General features: G+C 43.6%; 10 protein-coding genes, 9 tRNA genes and 4 rRNA genes (1 of these 23 running past the window's edge). All 23 read right to left on the bottom strand.

Annotated features, from left to right (window positions below):
- A 16S ribosomal RNA gene (locus AB1280_RS17635) occupies positions 1-345 on the bottom strand; it reaches 1206 nt to the left of the window's first position.
- Positions 346-416: 71 nt separating this feature from the next.
- A tRNA-Ala gene (locus AB1280_RS17640) sits at positions 417-492 on the bottom strand.
- A gap of 10 nt (positions 493-502) precedes the next feature.
- A tRNA-Pro gene (locus AB1280_RS17645) sits at positions 503-576 on the bottom strand.
- Between the two features lie 6 nt (positions 577-582).
- Positions 583-656 (bottom strand) — tRNA-Arg (locus tag AB1280_RS17650).
- Positions 657-659: 3 nt separating this feature from the next.
- Positions 660-748, bottom strand: a tRNA-Leu gene (locus tag AB1280_RS17655).
- 16 nt (positions 749-764) lie between these two features.
- Positions 765-839 (bottom strand) — tRNA-Gly (locus AB1280_RS17660).
- Positions 840-867: 28 nt separating this feature from the next.
- Positions 868-948: transfer RNA gene (locus AB1280_RS17665), tRNA-Leu, on the bottom strand.
- A 13-nt stretch (positions 949-961) separates the two neighbouring features.
- A tRNA-Lys gene (locus tag AB1280_RS17670) sits at positions 962-1037 on the bottom strand.
- Positions 1038-1046: 9 nt separating this feature from the next.
- Positions 1047-1122: transfer RNA gene (locus AB1280_RS17675), tRNA-Thr, on the bottom strand.
- A 3-nt stretch (positions 1123-1125) separates the two neighbouring features.
- Positions 1126-1201 (bottom strand) — tRNA-Val (locus AB1280_RS17680).
- A gap of 4 nt (positions 1202-1205) precedes the next feature.
- Positions 1206-1321, bottom strand: a 5S ribosomal RNA gene (gene rrf, locus AB1280_RS17685).
- Positions 1322-1413: 92 nt separating this feature from the next.
- Positions 1414-4336: ribosomal RNA gene (locus AB1280_RS17690) — 23S ribosomal RNA — on the bottom strand.
- 137 nt (positions 4337-4473) lie between these two features.
- A 16S ribosomal RNA gene (locus tag AB1280_RS17695) occupies positions 4474-6024 on the bottom strand.
- The 16S, 23S and 5S rRNA genes sit together here with 9 tRNA genes alongside, the layout of an rRNA operon.
- Positions 6025-6300: 276 nt before the next feature.
- A complete protein-coding gene (lysS, locus tag AB1280_RS17700; protein ID WP_272191312.1) occupies positions 6301-7800 on the bottom strand; it encodes a lysine--tRNA ligase in 1500 nt (499 codons plus the stop codon).
- 165 nt (positions 7801-7965) lie between these two features.
- Positions 7966-8964, bottom strand: coding sequence for a tRNA dihydrouridine synthase DusB (gene dusB, locus AB1280_RS17705; protein WP_272191311.1), 999 nt, complete (start codon positions 8962-8964; stop codon positions 7966-7968).
- A 23-nt stretch (positions 8965-8987) separates the two neighbouring features.
- The gene (locus AB1280_RS17710) at positions 8988-9191 is read right to left on the bottom strand and encodes a helix-turn-helix domain-containing protein (protein ID WP_272191310.1); all 204 of its coding nucleotides are present in this window, start codon (positions 9189-9191) and stop codon (positions 8988-8990) included.
- Entirely contained in the window at positions 9143-9658 is a 516-nt protein-coding gene (gene folK, locus AB1280_RS17715) for a 2-amino-4-hydroxy-6-hydroxymethyldihydropteridine diphosphokinase (protein WP_272191308.1), read from the bottom strand. Before folK ends, AB1280_RS17710 begins: the two co-directional genes overlap by 49 nt.
- On the bottom strand, positions 9655-10017 hold the full coding sequence (folB, locus tag AB1280_RS17720) for a dihydroneopterin aldolase (RefSeq protein ID WP_272191307.1): 363 nt from the start codon (positions 10015-10017) through the stop codon (positions 9655-9657). Before folB ends, folK begins: the two co-directional genes overlap by 4 nt.
- Positions 10018-10022: 5 nt before the next feature.
- The gene (gene folP / locus AB1280_RS17725) at positions 10023-10838 is read right to left on the bottom strand and encodes a dihydropteroate synthase (RefSeq protein WP_429756565.1); all 816 of its coding nucleotides are present in this window, start codon (positions 10836-10838) and stop codon (positions 10023-10025) included.
- Positions 10831-11703, bottom strand: coding sequence for an aminodeoxychorismate lyase (gene pabC / locus AB1280_RS17730; protein WP_429756566.1), 873 nt, complete (start codon positions 11701-11703; stop codon positions 10831-10833). The genes folP and pabC overlap by 8 nt, the downstream gene beginning before the upstream one ends.
- Positions 11697-12284, bottom strand: coding sequence for an aminodeoxychorismate/anthranilate synthase component II (gene pabA / locus AB1280_RS17735; RefSeq protein WP_272191304.1), 588 nt, complete (start codon positions 12282-12284; stop codon positions 11697-11699). The genes pabC and pabA overlap by 7 nt, the downstream gene beginning before the upstream one ends.
- Positions 12285-12289: 5 nt before the next feature.
- Positions 12290-13687 (bottom strand): anthranilate synthase component I, encoded by a 1398-nt coding sequence (gene trpE / locus AB1280_RS17740; protein WP_429756567.1) that lies wholly within the window; start codon positions 13685-13687, stop codon positions 12290-12292.
- A gap of 192 nt (positions 13688-13879) precedes the next feature.
- A complete protein-coding gene (gene cysK / locus AB1280_RS17745; RefSeq protein ID WP_429756568.1) occupies positions 13880-14803 on the bottom strand; it encodes a cysteine synthase A in 924 nt (307 codons plus the stop codon).
- Positions 14804-14917: the final 114 nt, after the last annotated feature.

The following is a 14917-nucleotide window of genomic DNA, read 5'->3' on the forward strand; positions in this document are numbered from 1 at the left end:
CTGGGCCGTGTCTCAGTCCCAGTGTGGCCGATCACCCTCTCAGGTCGGCTACGCATCGTCGCCTTGGTGAGCCGTTACCTCACCAACTAGCTAATGCGCCGCAGGTCCATCTATAAGTGACAGCCGAAGCCGCCTTTCAATTTCGCACCATGCGGTGCAAAATGTTATCCGGTATTAGCCCCGGTTTCCCGGAGTTATCCCAGTCTTATAGGCAGGTTACCTACGTGTTACTCACCCGTCCGCCGCTAACTTCTTAAGAGCAAGCTCTTAATTGGTTCGCTCGACTTGCATGTATTAGGCACGCCGCCAGCGTTCATCCTGAGCCAGGATCAAACTCTCCAATAAAGTTTGTCTAGCATCATAAATAAAAATTGACGTTTCACGTTGTTTGTTTCGTTCAGTTTTCAAAGAACTTTTGGTGGAGCCTAGCGGGATCGAACCGCTGACCTCCTGCGTGCAAGGCAGGCGCTCTCCCAGCTGAGCTAAGGCCCCTTATCAAATATCGGGAAGACAGGATTCGAACCTGCGACCCCCTGGTCCCAAACCAGGTGCTCTACCAAGCTGAGCCACTTCCCGAAAAAACGCGCCCGAGAGGACTCGAACCCCTAACCTTTTGATCCGTAGTCAAACGCTCTATCCAATTGAGCTACGGGCGCATATGGTGCCGAGGGCGGGGGTCGAACCCGCACGGTGGTCACCCACCGCAGGATTTTAAGTCCTGTGCGTCTGCCTGTTCCGCCACCCCGGCATATCATATTGTAAATTGGAGCGGAAGACGGGATTCGAACCCGCGACCCCAACCTTGGCAAGGTTGTATTCTACCACTGAACTACTTCCGCATAATATTGAATTTCTTTCACTTATAAGTGCGGGTGAAGGGAGTCGAACCCCCACGCCAAAGGCGCCAGATCCTAAGTCTGGTGCGTCTGCCAATTCCGCCACACCCGCGAAATGAAATAAATGGTGAGCCATGAAGGACTCGAACCTTCGACCCTCTGATTAAAAGTCAGATGCTCTACCAACTGAGCTAATGGCTCTTACTAAAGTGGTGCCGGCTAGAGGACTTGAACCCCCAACCTACTGATTACAAGTCAGTTGCTCTACCAATTGAGCTAAGCCGGCATATGGTGGAGGATGACGGGATCGAACCGCCGACCCCCTGCTTGTAAGGCAGGTGCTCTCCCAGCTGAGCTAATCCTCCATTTGCCTGGCAACGTCCTACTCTCACAGGGACAAAGTCCCAACTACCATCGGCGCTAGAGAGCTTAACTTCCGTGTTCGGTATGGGAACGGGTGTGACCTCTCTGCCATCATTACCAGACTTTTATTATTATACACATTCTTTTCAGAATGTCAAAAGGAATTTTGAAAAATATATTCCTTCAAAACTAGATAACATTTGCTTCATATTATATGGTTAAGTCCTCGATCTATTAGTATTCGTCAGCTCCACGTGTCACCACGCTTCCACCTCGAACCTATCAACCTGATCATCTTTCAGGGATCTTACTAGCTTAACGCTATGGGAAATCTCATCTTGAGGGGGGCTTCATGCTTAGATGCTTTCAGCACTTATCCCTTCCGCACATAGCTACCCAGCTATGCCCTTGGCAGAACAACTGGTACACCAGCGGTGCGTCCATCCCGGTCCTCTCGTACTAAGGACAGCTCCTCTCAAATTTCCTACGCCCACGACGGATAGGGACCGAACTGTCTCACGACGTTCTGAACCCAGCTCGCGTACCGCTTTAATGGGCGAACAGCCCAACCCTTGGGACCGACTACAGCCCCAGGATGCGATGAGCCGACATCGAGGTGCCAAACCTCCCCGTCGATGTGGACTCTTGGGGGAGATAAGCCTGTTATCCCCGGGGTAGCTTTTATCCGTTGAGCGATGGCCCTTCCATGCGGAACCACCGGATCACTAAGCCCGACTTTCGTCCCTGCTCGACTTGTAGGTCTCGCAGTCAAGCTCCCTTATGCCTTTGCACTCTACGAATGATTTCCAACCATTCTGAGGGAACCTTTGGGCGCCTCCGTTACTTTTTAGGAGGCGACCGCCCCAGTCAAACTGCCCACCTGACACTGTCTCCCGGGTCGATAAGACCCGTAGGTTAGAATTTCAATACAGCCAGGGCGGTATCCCACCAGCGCCTCCACCGAAGCTAGCGCTCCGGCTTCAAAGGCTCCCGCCTATCCTGTACAAGCTGTACCAAAATTCAATATCAGGCTACAGTAAAGCTCCACGGGGTCTTTCCGTCCTGTCGCGGGTAACCTGCATCTTCACAGGTACTATAATTTCACCGAGTCTCTGGTTGAGACAGTGCCCAAATCGTTACACCTTTCGTGCGGGTCGGAACTTACCCGACAAGGAATTTCGCTACCTTAGGACCGTTATAGTTACGGCCGCCGTTTACTGGGGCTTCAGTTCAGAGCTTCGCTTGCGCTAACCCCTCTCCTTAACCTTCCAGCACCGGGCAGGTGTCAGCCCCTATACTTCGCCTTACGGCTTCGCAGAGACCTGTGTTTTTGCTAAACAGTCGCTTGGGCCTATTCACTGCGGCTTTCCGTTAAGAAAGCACCCCTTCTCCCGAAGTTACGGGGTCATTTTGCCGAGTTCCTTAACCAGAGTTCTCTCGCACACCTTAGGATTCTCTCCTCGCCTACCTGTGTCGGTTTGCGGTACAGGCACCTTTTATCTCGCTAGAAGCTTTTCTTGGCAGCGGGGAATCAAAGACTTCGCTCCATAAGGAGCTTCCCCATCACAGCTCAGCCTTCGCGGTAAGCGGATTTGCCTACTTACCAGCCTAACTGCTTGGACGTGCTCAACCAATCGCACGCTTCTTCTATCCTTCTGCGTCCCTCCATTGCTCAAACGATAAAGAGGTGGTACAGGAATATCAACCTGTTGTCCATCGCCTACGCCTGTCGGCCTCGGCTTAGGTCCTGACTAACCCTGAGCGGACGAGCCTTCCTCAGGAAACCTTAGGCATTCGGTGGACGGGATTCTCACCCGTCTTTCGCTACTCATACCGGCATTCTCACTTCTAAGCGCTCCACCAGTCCTTACGATCTGACTTCACAGCACTTAGAACGCTCCCCTACCACTGATACCATAGGTATCAATCCGCAGCTTCGGTGGTGTATTTAGCCCCGGTACATTTTCGGCGCAGAGTCACTCGACTAGTGAGCTATTACGCACTCTTTAAATGGTGGCTGCTTCTAAGCCAACATCCTAGTTGTCTAAGCAACTCCACATCCTTTTCCACTTAATACACACTTTGGGACCTTAGCTGGCGGTCTGGGCTGTTTCCCTTTTGACTACGGATCTTATCACTCGCAGTCTGACTCCTAAGGATAAGTCATTGGCATTCGGAGTTTGACTGAATTCGGTAATCCGATGGGGACCCCTAGTCCAATCAGTGCTCTACCTCCAAGACTCTTACACTTAAGGCTAGCCCTAAAGCTATTTCGGGGAGAACCAGCTATCTCCAGGTTCGATTGGAATTTCTCCGCTACCCACACCTCATCCCCGCACTTTTCAACGTGCGTGGGTTCGGGCCTCCATTCAGTGTTACCTGAACTTCACCCTGGACATGGGTAGATCACCTGGTTTCGGGTCTACGACCACGTACTAAACGCCCTATTCAGACTCGCTTTCGCTACGGCTCCGCCTCTTCAGCTTAACCTCGCACGGGATCGTAACTCGCCGGTTCATTCTACAAAAGGCACGCCATCACCCGTTAACGGGCTCTGACTATTTGTAGGCACACGGTTTCAGGATCTCTTTCACTCCCCTTCCGGGGTGCTTTTCACCTTTCCCTCACGGTACTGGTTCACTATCGATCACTAGGTAGTATTTAGCCTTGGGAGATGGTCCTCCCAGATTCCGACGGAATTTCACGTGTTCCGCCGTACTCAGGATACATTCAAGAGGGAACGAAGTTTCAACTACAGGGTTGTTACCTTCTATGACGAGCCTTTCCAGGCTGCTTCGTCTACCTCGTTCCTTTGTAACTCCGTATAGAATGTCCTACAACCCCAAGAGGCAAGCCTCTTGGTTTGGGCTAGATTCCGTTTCGCTCGCCGCTACTCAGGAAATCGCATTTGCTTTCTCTTCCTCCAGGTACTTAGATGTTTCAGTTCCCTGGGTCTGTCTTCTTTACCCTATGTATTCAGATAAAGATACCATACCATTACGTATGGTGGGTTTCCCCATTCGGAAATCTCCGGATCAAAGCTTACTTACAGCTCCCCGAAGCATATCGGTGTTAGTCCCGTCCTTCATCGACTCCTAGTGTCAAGGCATCCACCGTGCGCCCTTTCTAACTTAACCAAAATTAAAAAAATATGAGCTACACTGTTATCTAGTTTTCAAAGAACATATATTTTCGAGAGATAGTTCTCTCAAAACTGAACAAAACGAAACACGGAAACTTATATTGATGAACAGCGTTCATCAATTCTCCATAGAAAGGAGGTGATCCAGCCGCACCTTCCGATACGGCTACCTTGTTACGACTTCACCCCAATCATCTGTCCCACCTTAGGCGGCTGGCTCCAAAAGGTTACCCCACCGACTTCGGGTGTTACAAACTCTCGTGGTGTGACGGGCGGTGTGTACAAGGCCCGGGAACGTATTCACCGCGGCATGCTGATCCGCGATTACTAGCGATTCCAGCTTCATGTAGGCGAGTTGCAGCCTACAATCCGAACTGAGAACGGTTTTATGAGATTAGCTCCACCTCGCGGTCTTGCGACTCTTTGTACCGTCCATTGTAGCACGTGTGTAGCCCAGGTCATAAGGGGCATGATGATTTGACGTCATCCCCACCTTCCTCCGGTTTGTCACCGGCAGTCACCTTAGAGTGCCCAACTTAATGATGGCAACTAAGATCAAGGGTTGCGCTCGTTGCGGGACTTAACCCAACATCTCACGACACGAGCTGACGACAACCATGCACCACCTGTCACTCTGCCCCCGAAGGGGAAGCCCTATCTCTAGGGTTGTCAGAGGATGTCAAGACCTGGTAAGGTTCTTCGCGTTGCTTCGAATTAAACCACATGCTCCACCGCTTGTGCGGGCCCCCGTCAATTCCTTTGAGTTTCAGCCTTGCGGCCGTACTCCCCAGGCGGAGTGCTTAATGCGTTAACTTCAGCACTAAAGGGCGGAAACCCTCTAACACTTAGCACTCATCGTTTACGGCGTGGACTACCAGGGTATCTAATCCTGTTTGCTCCCCACGCTTTCGCGCCTCAGTGTCAGTTACAGACCAGAAAGTCGCCTTCGCCACTGGTGTTCCTCCATATCTCTACGCATTTCACCGCTACACATGGAATTCCACTTTCCTCTTCTGCACTCAAGTCTCCCAGTTTCCAATGACCCTCCACGGTTGAGCCGTGGGCTTTCACATCAGACTTAAGAAACCACCTGCGCGCGCTTTACGCCCAATAATTCCGGATAACGCTTGCCACCTACGTATTACCGCGGCTGCTGGCACGTAGTTAGCCGTGGCTTTCTGGTTAGGTACCGTCAAGGTGCCAGCTTATTCAACTAGCACTTGTTCTTCCCTAACAACAGAACTTTACGACCCGAAAGCCTTCATCGTTCACGCGGCGTTGCTCCGTCAGACTTTCGTCCATTGCGGAAGATTCCCTACTGCTGCCTCCCGTAGGAGTCTGGGCCGTGTCTCAGTCCCAGTGTGGCCGATCACCCTCTCAGGTCGGCTACGCATCGTCGCCTTGGTGAGCCGTTACCTCACCAACTAGCTAATGCGCCGCAGGTCCATCTATAAGTGACAGCCGAAGCCGCCTTTCAATTTCGCACCATGCGGTGCAAAATGTTATCCGGTATTAGCCCCGGTTTCCCGGAGTTATCCCAGTCTTATAGGCAGGTTACCTACGTGTTACTCACCCGTCCGCCGCTAACTTCTTAAGAGCAAGCTCTTAATTGGTTCGCTCGACTTGCATGTATTAGGCACGCCGCCAGCGTTCATCCTGAGCCAGGATCAAACTCTCCAATAAAGTTTGTCTAGCATCATAAATAAAAATTGACGTTTCACGTTGTTTGTTTCGTTCAGTTTTCAAAGAACTCATCTGCCGCTCAAAGCGACTTTATTAATATAACATTTCGTTATTTCTCTGTCAACAACTTTTTTCATTTCTAAGTTGTTGACCTCGTTGCCGTTCGTGACAACGAATATAAATATACCAGTTCATAAATTAAAATGCAATAGTTTTTTATAATTTTTTTCACCTTATAAAACAATATAAAAAAAGCTTTGGAGAAAACTCCAAAGCCTAGTCTTGTTTATGTCTCATCGCAGGGAATAGTAGTATGTCACGAATAGACGGCGCATTCGTTAATAACATAACAAGACGATCAATACCGATCCCTAATCCACCTGTAGGAGGCATACCATACTCAAGCGCTTCGATATAATCATCATCCATCATGTGCGCTTCATCGTTACCTTGTTCACGCTCTTTTAACTGCGCTTCGAAACGTTCTTTTTGATCGATTGGATCATTTAATTCTGTAAATGCATTCGCGTGTTCACGAGCAACAATAAATAACTCAAAACGATCTGTAAAGCGTGGATCTTCTTCATTCTTTTTCGCAAGAGGAGAAATTTCCACTGGATGACCATAAATAAATGTTGGTTGAATTAAATGTTCTTCTACTTTTTGCTCAAAGAACTCATTAATAATATGACCAACTTCCATTGTATCCTTAATTTCCACACCGTGTTCCTTCGCTAACGCACGAGCTTCTTCTACACTCATCGGTTTCCAGAAGTCTGCTCCTGAATGCTCTTTAATCGCATCTACCATGTGAAGTCTTGTCCACTCTGGCTCTAAATTAATTTCATATTCGCCATATTGAACCGTCGTTGTACCTAAAACTTCTTTCGCAATATGAGCAACCATGTTTTCTGTTAGTTTCATAATATCTTTATAATCTGCATACGCTTCATATAACTCAATCATCGTAAATTCAGGGTTATGACGAGTTGATACACCTTCATTACGGAATACGCGACCAATTTCGTATACTTTCTCTAATCCACCTACAATTAGGCGTTTTAAATGCAACTCAATTGCAATACGCATATAGAATTCCATATCTAACGCATTGTGATGTGTAATAAACGGACGCGCAGATGCTCCGCCTGCAATCGCATGCAACATTGGCGTTTCTACCTCTAGATAACCATTGTTATCTAAATATCTTCTCATCTCACGGATGATTTTACTACGAGTTACAAACGTTTCACGACTTTCCATGCTCGTAATTAAATCTAAGTAACGTTGACGGTAACGTTGTTCAACATCTTTTAATCCATGATATTTATCAGGAAGTGGACGAAGAGATTTTGTTAATAGAGTAAAACCAGTTGCTTTAACTGAAAGTTCTCCAACCTTTGTTTTAAATACTTTCCCTTCAATTCCTACTAGGTCACCTAAATCAGCTGTATTAAACAGTTCATACTGCTCATCACCAACTGTATCTTTGCGAACATAAATTTGAACTTGGCCATGTAAATCTTGGATATGCGCAAATCCCGCTTTCCCTTTACCGCGTTTTGTCATAATACGACCAGCAATTGAAACAAAAATTTCTTTCTCTTCTAACTCTTCTTTAGAAAGTTCTCCATACAAACTTAACAATTCTTTCGTTGAATGCGTACGTTCAAAACGTTTACCAAATGGATCGATTCCTTGTTCACGTAAGTTATGTAGCTTCTCGCGACGAACGAGCAATTGGTCATTTAATTCTTCGTGGTTCATGTTATCCATGGTATTGATATCACTCCAGCTCTATTAAAATTTACAATATATATAGTATATCATTTTCTATCCAACTAGAAAAACTGCCAGCAACGCGCTGGCAGTTCTTATTTCTTAGACGTAATTATAGGTAGTAACAACAGGAATGTCAAACACTCCTTCTATCACTTGCTATTATCCAACTTGAATAGATTTTTGTTTCGCTTCTACTTCTTCTACGAACGCTGTCAATAAAGAAGCAAGATCGGCACGTGTATTACAACCGTTAATTCCATTGCGCACTCTCGCATTACCGCTAACACCTTTTAAGTACCACGCTGCATGTTTACGCATTTCTCGAACTGCGATGTCTTCATTTTTCAAATCAATAAGACGATCTAAATGCAGCATACATACGTCCATTTTTTCGCGTACAGATGGCTCTGGCATTAATTCACCAGTCTCTAAATATTTCACTGTACGGTAAATCATCCATGGATCACCAAGCGCTGCACGCCCAATCATTACACCATCTACACCAATTTCATCTAACATACGCTTCGCATCTTGTGGCGTTTCTACATCACCATTTCCGATAACAGGAATATTAACAGCTTGTTTTACTTGCTTAATAATATTCCAATCCGCTTTCCCTTCATACATCTGAACACGAGTACGACCATGAACAGCAACCGCCTGGCCGCCTGCACGTTCAACTGCCTGAGCATTTTCAATTGCAAAAATGTGATCTTCATCCCAGCCGATACGCATTTTTACCGTCACCGGCTTCTCAACTGCATCTACTACCCCTGCTACCATTTCGTACACTTTACTCGGATCAAGTAGCCACTTTGCCCCTGCATCACATTTTGTGATCTTCGGCACTGGACATCCCATATTAATATCGATAATATCCGCCGTTGTATTTTTATCTACATATTTTGCAGCTTCTACAAGCGTTTCTTTTTCCCCACCGAAAATTTGTAGACTTAATGGCTTTTCTCTCTCATCAATATATAGCATATCTAACGTTTTTTGATTGTTAAATAAAATCGCCTTATCACTTACCATTTCCGCACATACTAATCCTGCACCAAATTCTTTTACCGTTAAGCGGAATGCAGAGTTACACACCCCCGCCATCGGCGCTAGTACAACCGGATTTTTCATTTCAATGTTTGCAATCTTTAACACTTTATTGCCTCCCGTTATTATCCCTACTTCGGCATTAATTCTTCTATTGAAACGTTTAACGTCTTTGCAACCTCTGCAACAAAATCCCGAGACGGAACTCGATTCCCTCTCTCCACTTCACCTAAAACCGATACAGATACTCCTAACTCTTTCGCAAATCCTTCTTGTGTATAGCCTTTTAATTTACGAAAAGCGCGAATGCGTCTTCCCCATTTCTCTGCTTCCATACCGTTACTCCCTCTCGCCTTTTCATTTCTTCTACTTGTGAACATGAAATGTTTCGGTTAATTTCTTGATTAATCTCCATCAACGGAACGATAACAAAAGCTCTTTCAAACATCCGCGGATGCGGAACAACAAGATTCTCTGCTTCAATATTTTCGTGATTATAGAGCAAAATGTCAAGGTCAATGGTACGAGGTCCCCATTTGATTTCCCTTTTTCTTCCTAGCTCATTCTCCACCTTTTGTGTCACCATCAATAATTCTTGAGGCAATAAATTGGTAGAAATTTTTATAACTAAATTTAAAAAACAGTCTTGTTCTGTAAACCCAACCGGATCTGTTTCATAAACAGATGATACATCCTCAATTTCAATAGCTGGATGTGCACCCAACAGCTCTATAGCTTGCGATAAATACATATAGCGCTCACCCATATTCGAACCTAAAGCAATATAAACTACATTATTCATGAGCGCCCTCTCTCAATCTCCACCGCCACCGCACGATAATGTCCTGGAATTGGCGGATCTGGTTTAATAACTTTTACAATACAATTCATAATACAATCGTACCGTTCTAATATATCCGCCGCAATATTTTCCGCAATACTTTCCACAAGTTTATACGTTTTCTCTTCTACCACACATCTACATAACTCATATAGCTCTCCATAATTTACGGAATGCTCTAAGTCATCGCTCATTCCAGCTCTCTTCAAATCTAATTCTACAGTTAAGTCTACTTTAAAACGCTGCCCTAATTTATTTTCTTCAGGAAATACACCATGGTAACCGTAGAACTCCATATCATGAACAAAAATTTTATCCAAGCCCTTTACCCCCTTAACATAGCGTCCATCATCTTCGCCATGCGGGACATCTCTTTCACATCATGAACACGTACAATTTCACAGCCTTTTTGAATGCCAAGACAAACCGTTGCACCAGTTCCTTCTAAGCGTTCTTCTACTGGCAAATCTAACGCATGACCAATAAATGATTTTCGAGAGGTTCCAAGAAGAAGTGGATATCCTAATACTTTCAACTGCTCTAGATTTCGCATTACTTCTAAATTTTGCTCAAATGTTTTCGCAAATCCTATACCTGGATCTAAAATAATATTCTCATCACGTACACCTGCACATTTCGCAATTGTAATACTCTCATACAAATCAGCAATCAAATCCGCCATCAGATTTCGATAATTTGTATTCTCGCGGTTATGCATTAAAATAATTGGTACATTATAATGCGCCGCCACTTTCGCAATGTCTGGTTCTGCTTTCGCTCCCCAAACATCATTAATAATATGTGCACCAGCTTCAATAGCTTGTTTGGCAACCTCCGCTTTGTACGTATCGATAGATATAGGAACATCTACCGCTTGTGATACAGCTTGAATGATTGGTACAACACGTTGCACTTCTTCTTCTTCTGACACCTTAGCAAAACCAGGTCGAGTAGACTCTCCACCAATATCAATAATATGCGCACCGTTCATTACCATCTCTTTCGCACGGCAGACAGCTGCTCCAACTTCATTATAATTACCGCCATCTGAAAAAGAATCAGGTGTAGCATTCAAAATACCCATAATGAACGTCTTTTCATTTAAGTTCAATGTATATTCACCGCACCGCATGTTAGACATCTCCTTTTAACAATTCATTTCTACTCCAAAGCTTTTCACGATACGTTTCATATACACACAAAAGCTTAGTTGTAACCAATCCTTCTTTACCCGGGAAATGCACTTCTCCAATGCACCAAATCGGGACAATTTCCTGAATGGAATTTGTTACAAACACCTCATCAGCTGTAAGTAACTCTTCTCGTAAGAATAATCCTTCTCTTACCTTGAGCCCCAATATTTTAGCGGCTACTAATATGAAAGCACGAGTAATCCCATTTAAAATGCCAGTCTGTAGCGACGGTGTATACAATATGTCATTTTTCACAAAAAAAAGGTTCGAAACAATCCCTTCCGCAATATACCCTTCTTCTGTAAGAAAAATCCCTTCTTTTGAAGTTGTATTCCCAATCTCACGTTTTCCCAAAATATTATTTAAATAATGATGTGACTTTAAACGAAATTCCCCTTCTGGCGTATTGCGTGTTTGTCTTAAAATGACTCCTTCCTTTTCTACTACATCACCAGGAGCCGATAAAGGTTTTATAAAAACAATAACAGAAGGCTCTTCATACATATCTGTCTGCAAGCCAATCTCCCCGCTACCTGCAGACACGTTAAAACGAACATACGCATTTTGCAAATCATTTCTTACCATTAATTCTTTTAATATGCTTTTCACATCTTCTTTTGTCATTTTCCACACAATATGTAATGACGAAAGAGCGGTCATAAGCCGTTCATAATGATCATCTAATAAGAAGGGGTGCCCGTTGTAAATACGGAACGTTTCAAATACACCAAGGCCATATAAATATCCATGATCATAAGGAGAAATTTTAGCTTCACTCGCCTCTACAAATGAACCGTTCACATAAATTAACATACAGAAGTACTCCGGCTGTAATGACGGATGAAATTTTGCAACAATTCCTTACCATGGGAAGTCATAATAGATTCTGGATGGAATTGTACACCTTCAATCGGTAATGTTTTATGACGAAGCGCCATAATTTCTCCTTCCTCTGTCCAAGATGTTACTTCCAAGCACTCTGGTAATGTTTCTTTTTTTACAATTAAAGAATGGTAACGCGTTGCTGTAAATGGATTTGGAATATCACCAAAGATTGTTTTCTCATCATGATGCATTAAGGACGTTTTCCCATGCATCAAACGCTCCGCACGAACAACATCCCCTCCAAATACTTGAGCGATAGATTGATGCCCTAAACAAACGCCAAAAATCGGAATCTTCCCTGCAAAATGACGAATCACATCCATACTGATCCCCGCCTCATTCGGACTACACGGCCCTGGAGAAATCATTAAGAAATCAGGGTGCATCTGTTCAATATCTTCAATTGTAATTTCATCGTTACGTTTGACGATAAGTTCTTGTCCTAATTCTCCAAGAAATTGCACTAAATTAAACGTAAAGGAATCATAATTATCAATCATTAATATCATTTCTCTCACCTAACCGTTTCTTCGCTACTTTCTTTTGCACGCCATAATGCTATTGCCTTCTTTAAAGACTCTTTATACTCATTTTTCGGATTAGAATCAATAACAATCCCTGCCCCCGCCTGTACATACGCTTGTCCATCTTTCGCAAGTAACGTACGAATGACAATATTTAATTCCATATCTCCTGAATAGCCAATCCAACCAATTGACCCAGTATAAATACCACGGCGAACTGGTTCTAACTCTTCAATGATTTCCATCGTCCGAATTTTTGGCGCTCCGGTAATCGTCCCACCCGGAAATACAGCCTTTACACCATCAAAAGCACCTTTTCCTTGCTGTAATTCCCCGCGTACATTTGAAACGATATGCATAACGTGGGAATATTTTTCAATTACCATAAATTCATCTACTTCTACTGTCCCATACTCACAAACACGCCCTAAATCATTTCTCTCTAAATCAACAAGCATAACGTGTTCTGCACGCTCTTTTTCATTTTCAATTAGCTCTTTTGCAAGCTTTTGATCTTCTTGTTCATCTTCCCCTCGAGAGCGTGTCCCCGCAATCGGACGTGTACTTACTTCATTACCTTGCTTTTTAATTAATAGCTCTGGTGAAGCACTTACAATTTGAAGATCCCCAAGTTCTAAATAGCCCATGTATGGAGAAGGATTAATTTCACGAAGCTTCGTATAAATTTCCAACGGATGCGTTTGCAATGTTTTTTCTTGTCTTGTAGACAAATTCACTTGAAATACATCTCCTGCGCTAATATAATCCTGAATTCGCCCAACAGCTTCAACAAACCCTGCTTCTGTAAAGGAAACCGCCCCTTTATTCGTTTCAGGTCGAATAAATTGCATTGTCACTTTCGGCACATCTTGTAACCAAAGCTCTTTTAATTCATTTAAGTGTTGCTTCGCTTGCTCCTCGTCATTTGTATAATGCGTAATAATCCATAACACCTGTTCTTTCTGATCATAAACAAATACATCATCAAACAATAAGAAAAATATATCTGGTACATTTACATCATCTTCTGCAAGAGAAGGTATTTTCTCAATATAACGGATACAATCATAACTGAAATAACCAATTGCACCACCTTGAAACGGCGGATATGCATCATTATGTTCCGTTTTCCATCGTTCCATATACTGTTGCATTAGGTGCAATGGATTTCCCTTTTCTATTGTTTCCTTTCCATTTTCCCATATATGTAGTGTTTCATCTTTCCCACGAACAATCGCTACAGGATCAAGTCCAACAATACTATAACGTCCCCCGCGGCCACTTTCTAAAATGATATGATGAGGTTTATTTTGCGAAAGGAACTTATACTGTTTAAAAAAGTCTAACTGATATGGAACTGAAATAGCTAAAGATTTTCGTCGCTGCATATAAACACCTCGTCTTATTTTATCCTGTTCTAACGATCGATTAAAAAACATTGAACCGTCCACAGAAACCCGATTTGATTCAACTAACACTTATTTTACATGAAGTTTTCTAGTCGTTCACTCTTTTCCTATTTTCAAACGAAAAAAGAAAAAGCATCCCTTTTTTGAGGAATGCTTTCCATACATTAAAACTTATGACTCAAACTGATAAAGTGGTGTACTTAAATAACGCTCACCATTACTTGGAATAATGACAAGTACTTTTTTGTCTTTTCCAAGTTTTTTTGCAACTTCTGTCGCCGCATAAATAGCTGCTCCAGATGAAATACCAACTAAAACTCCTTCTTTACGCGCTATTCTTCTTGCATATTCAAATGCTTGTTCTGCCTTTACTTGAATAACTTCATCATATACATCTGTATCTAATGTTCCAGGAACAAATCCAGCACCGATACCTTGAATTTTATGAGGACCTGGTTTTCCACCCGATAATACCGGAGAATCAGCAGGCTCTACGGCATAAATTTTAATATCTTCATACGTCTCTTTTAATATCTCACCAACACCCGTGATTGTTCCACCTGTACCAACACCTGAAATGAATGCATCTAATTGATCGCCCATCTGCTCGACAATTTCCGGACCCGTAGTTAAACGATGAATTTCTGGATTTGCTTCATTTTGGAACTGTTGAGGCATAAAGTATCCATGTTCTTTCGATAACTCTGTTGCCTTACGAATTGCCCCGCCCATCCCTTCTGATCCTGGCGTTAACACTAACTCCGCTCCATAAGCACGCAATAAATTGCGACGTTCAATGCTCATCGTTTCCGGCATAACTAAAATTGCCTTATACCCTTTTGCCGCCGCTACCATCGCTAAACCAATCCCTGTGTTTCCACTTGTTGGCTCAATAATCGTATCGCCTTCTTTTAGTAATCCTTGTTTCTCAGCAACTTCAATCATCGCTAAAGCAATACGATCTTTTACACTACTCCCAGGGTTCATGAACTCTAATTTCAAATAAATATCTGCACTACCTTCTTCTGCAACGCGGTTTAATTTCACAATCGGCGTTTTTCCGATTAACTCTGAAATTGACTGTGCCACTCGCATCTCCTTCACTCCTAACACCAAGTATTTTCATTGGATTTATGTACATTCTGTCAAAAAGAAGGTTATTTGTCAATCTATTTAGATGATTCGAAATAGACAAATAACCTTTTCTTC

This window comes from Bacillus sp. S10(2024) (genome assembly GCF_050473865.1).
GTDB lineage: Bacteria > Bacillota > Bacilli > Bacillales > Bacillaceae_G > Bacillus_A.

Bases quoted from the DNA above. Each gene is read 5' to 3' on its own strand.
- lysS (WP_272191312.1), bottom strand. From the start codon at position 7,800: ATGGATAACATGAACCACGAAGAATTAAATGACCAATTGCTCGTTCGT.
- AB1280_RS17710 (WP_272191310.1), bottom strand. From the start codon at position 9,191: ATGGAAGCAGAGAAATGGGGAAGACGCATTCGCGCTTTTCGTAAATTA.
- folK (WP_272191308.1), bottom strand. From the start codon at position 9,658: ATGAATAATGTAGTTTATATTGCTTTAGGTTCGAATATGGGTGAGCGC.
- folP (WP_429756565.1), bottom strand. From the start codon at position 10,838: ATGTCTAACATGCGGTGCGGTGAATATACATTGAACTTAAATGAAAAG.
- pabC (WP_429756566.1), bottom strand. From the start codon at position 11,703: ATGTTAATTTATGTGAACGGTTCATTTGTAGAGGCGAGTGAAGCTAAA.
- pabA (WP_272191304.1), bottom strand. From the start codon at position 12,284: ATGATATTAATGATTGATAATTATGATTCCTTTACGTTTAATTTAGTG.
- trpE (WP_429756567.1), bottom strand. From the start codon at position 13,687: ATGCAGCGACGAAAATCTTTAGCTATTTCAGTTCCATATCAGTTAGAC.
- cysK (WP_429756568.1), bottom strand. From the start codon at position 14,803: ATGCGAGTGGCACAGTCAATTTCAGAGTTAATCGGAAAAACGCCGATT.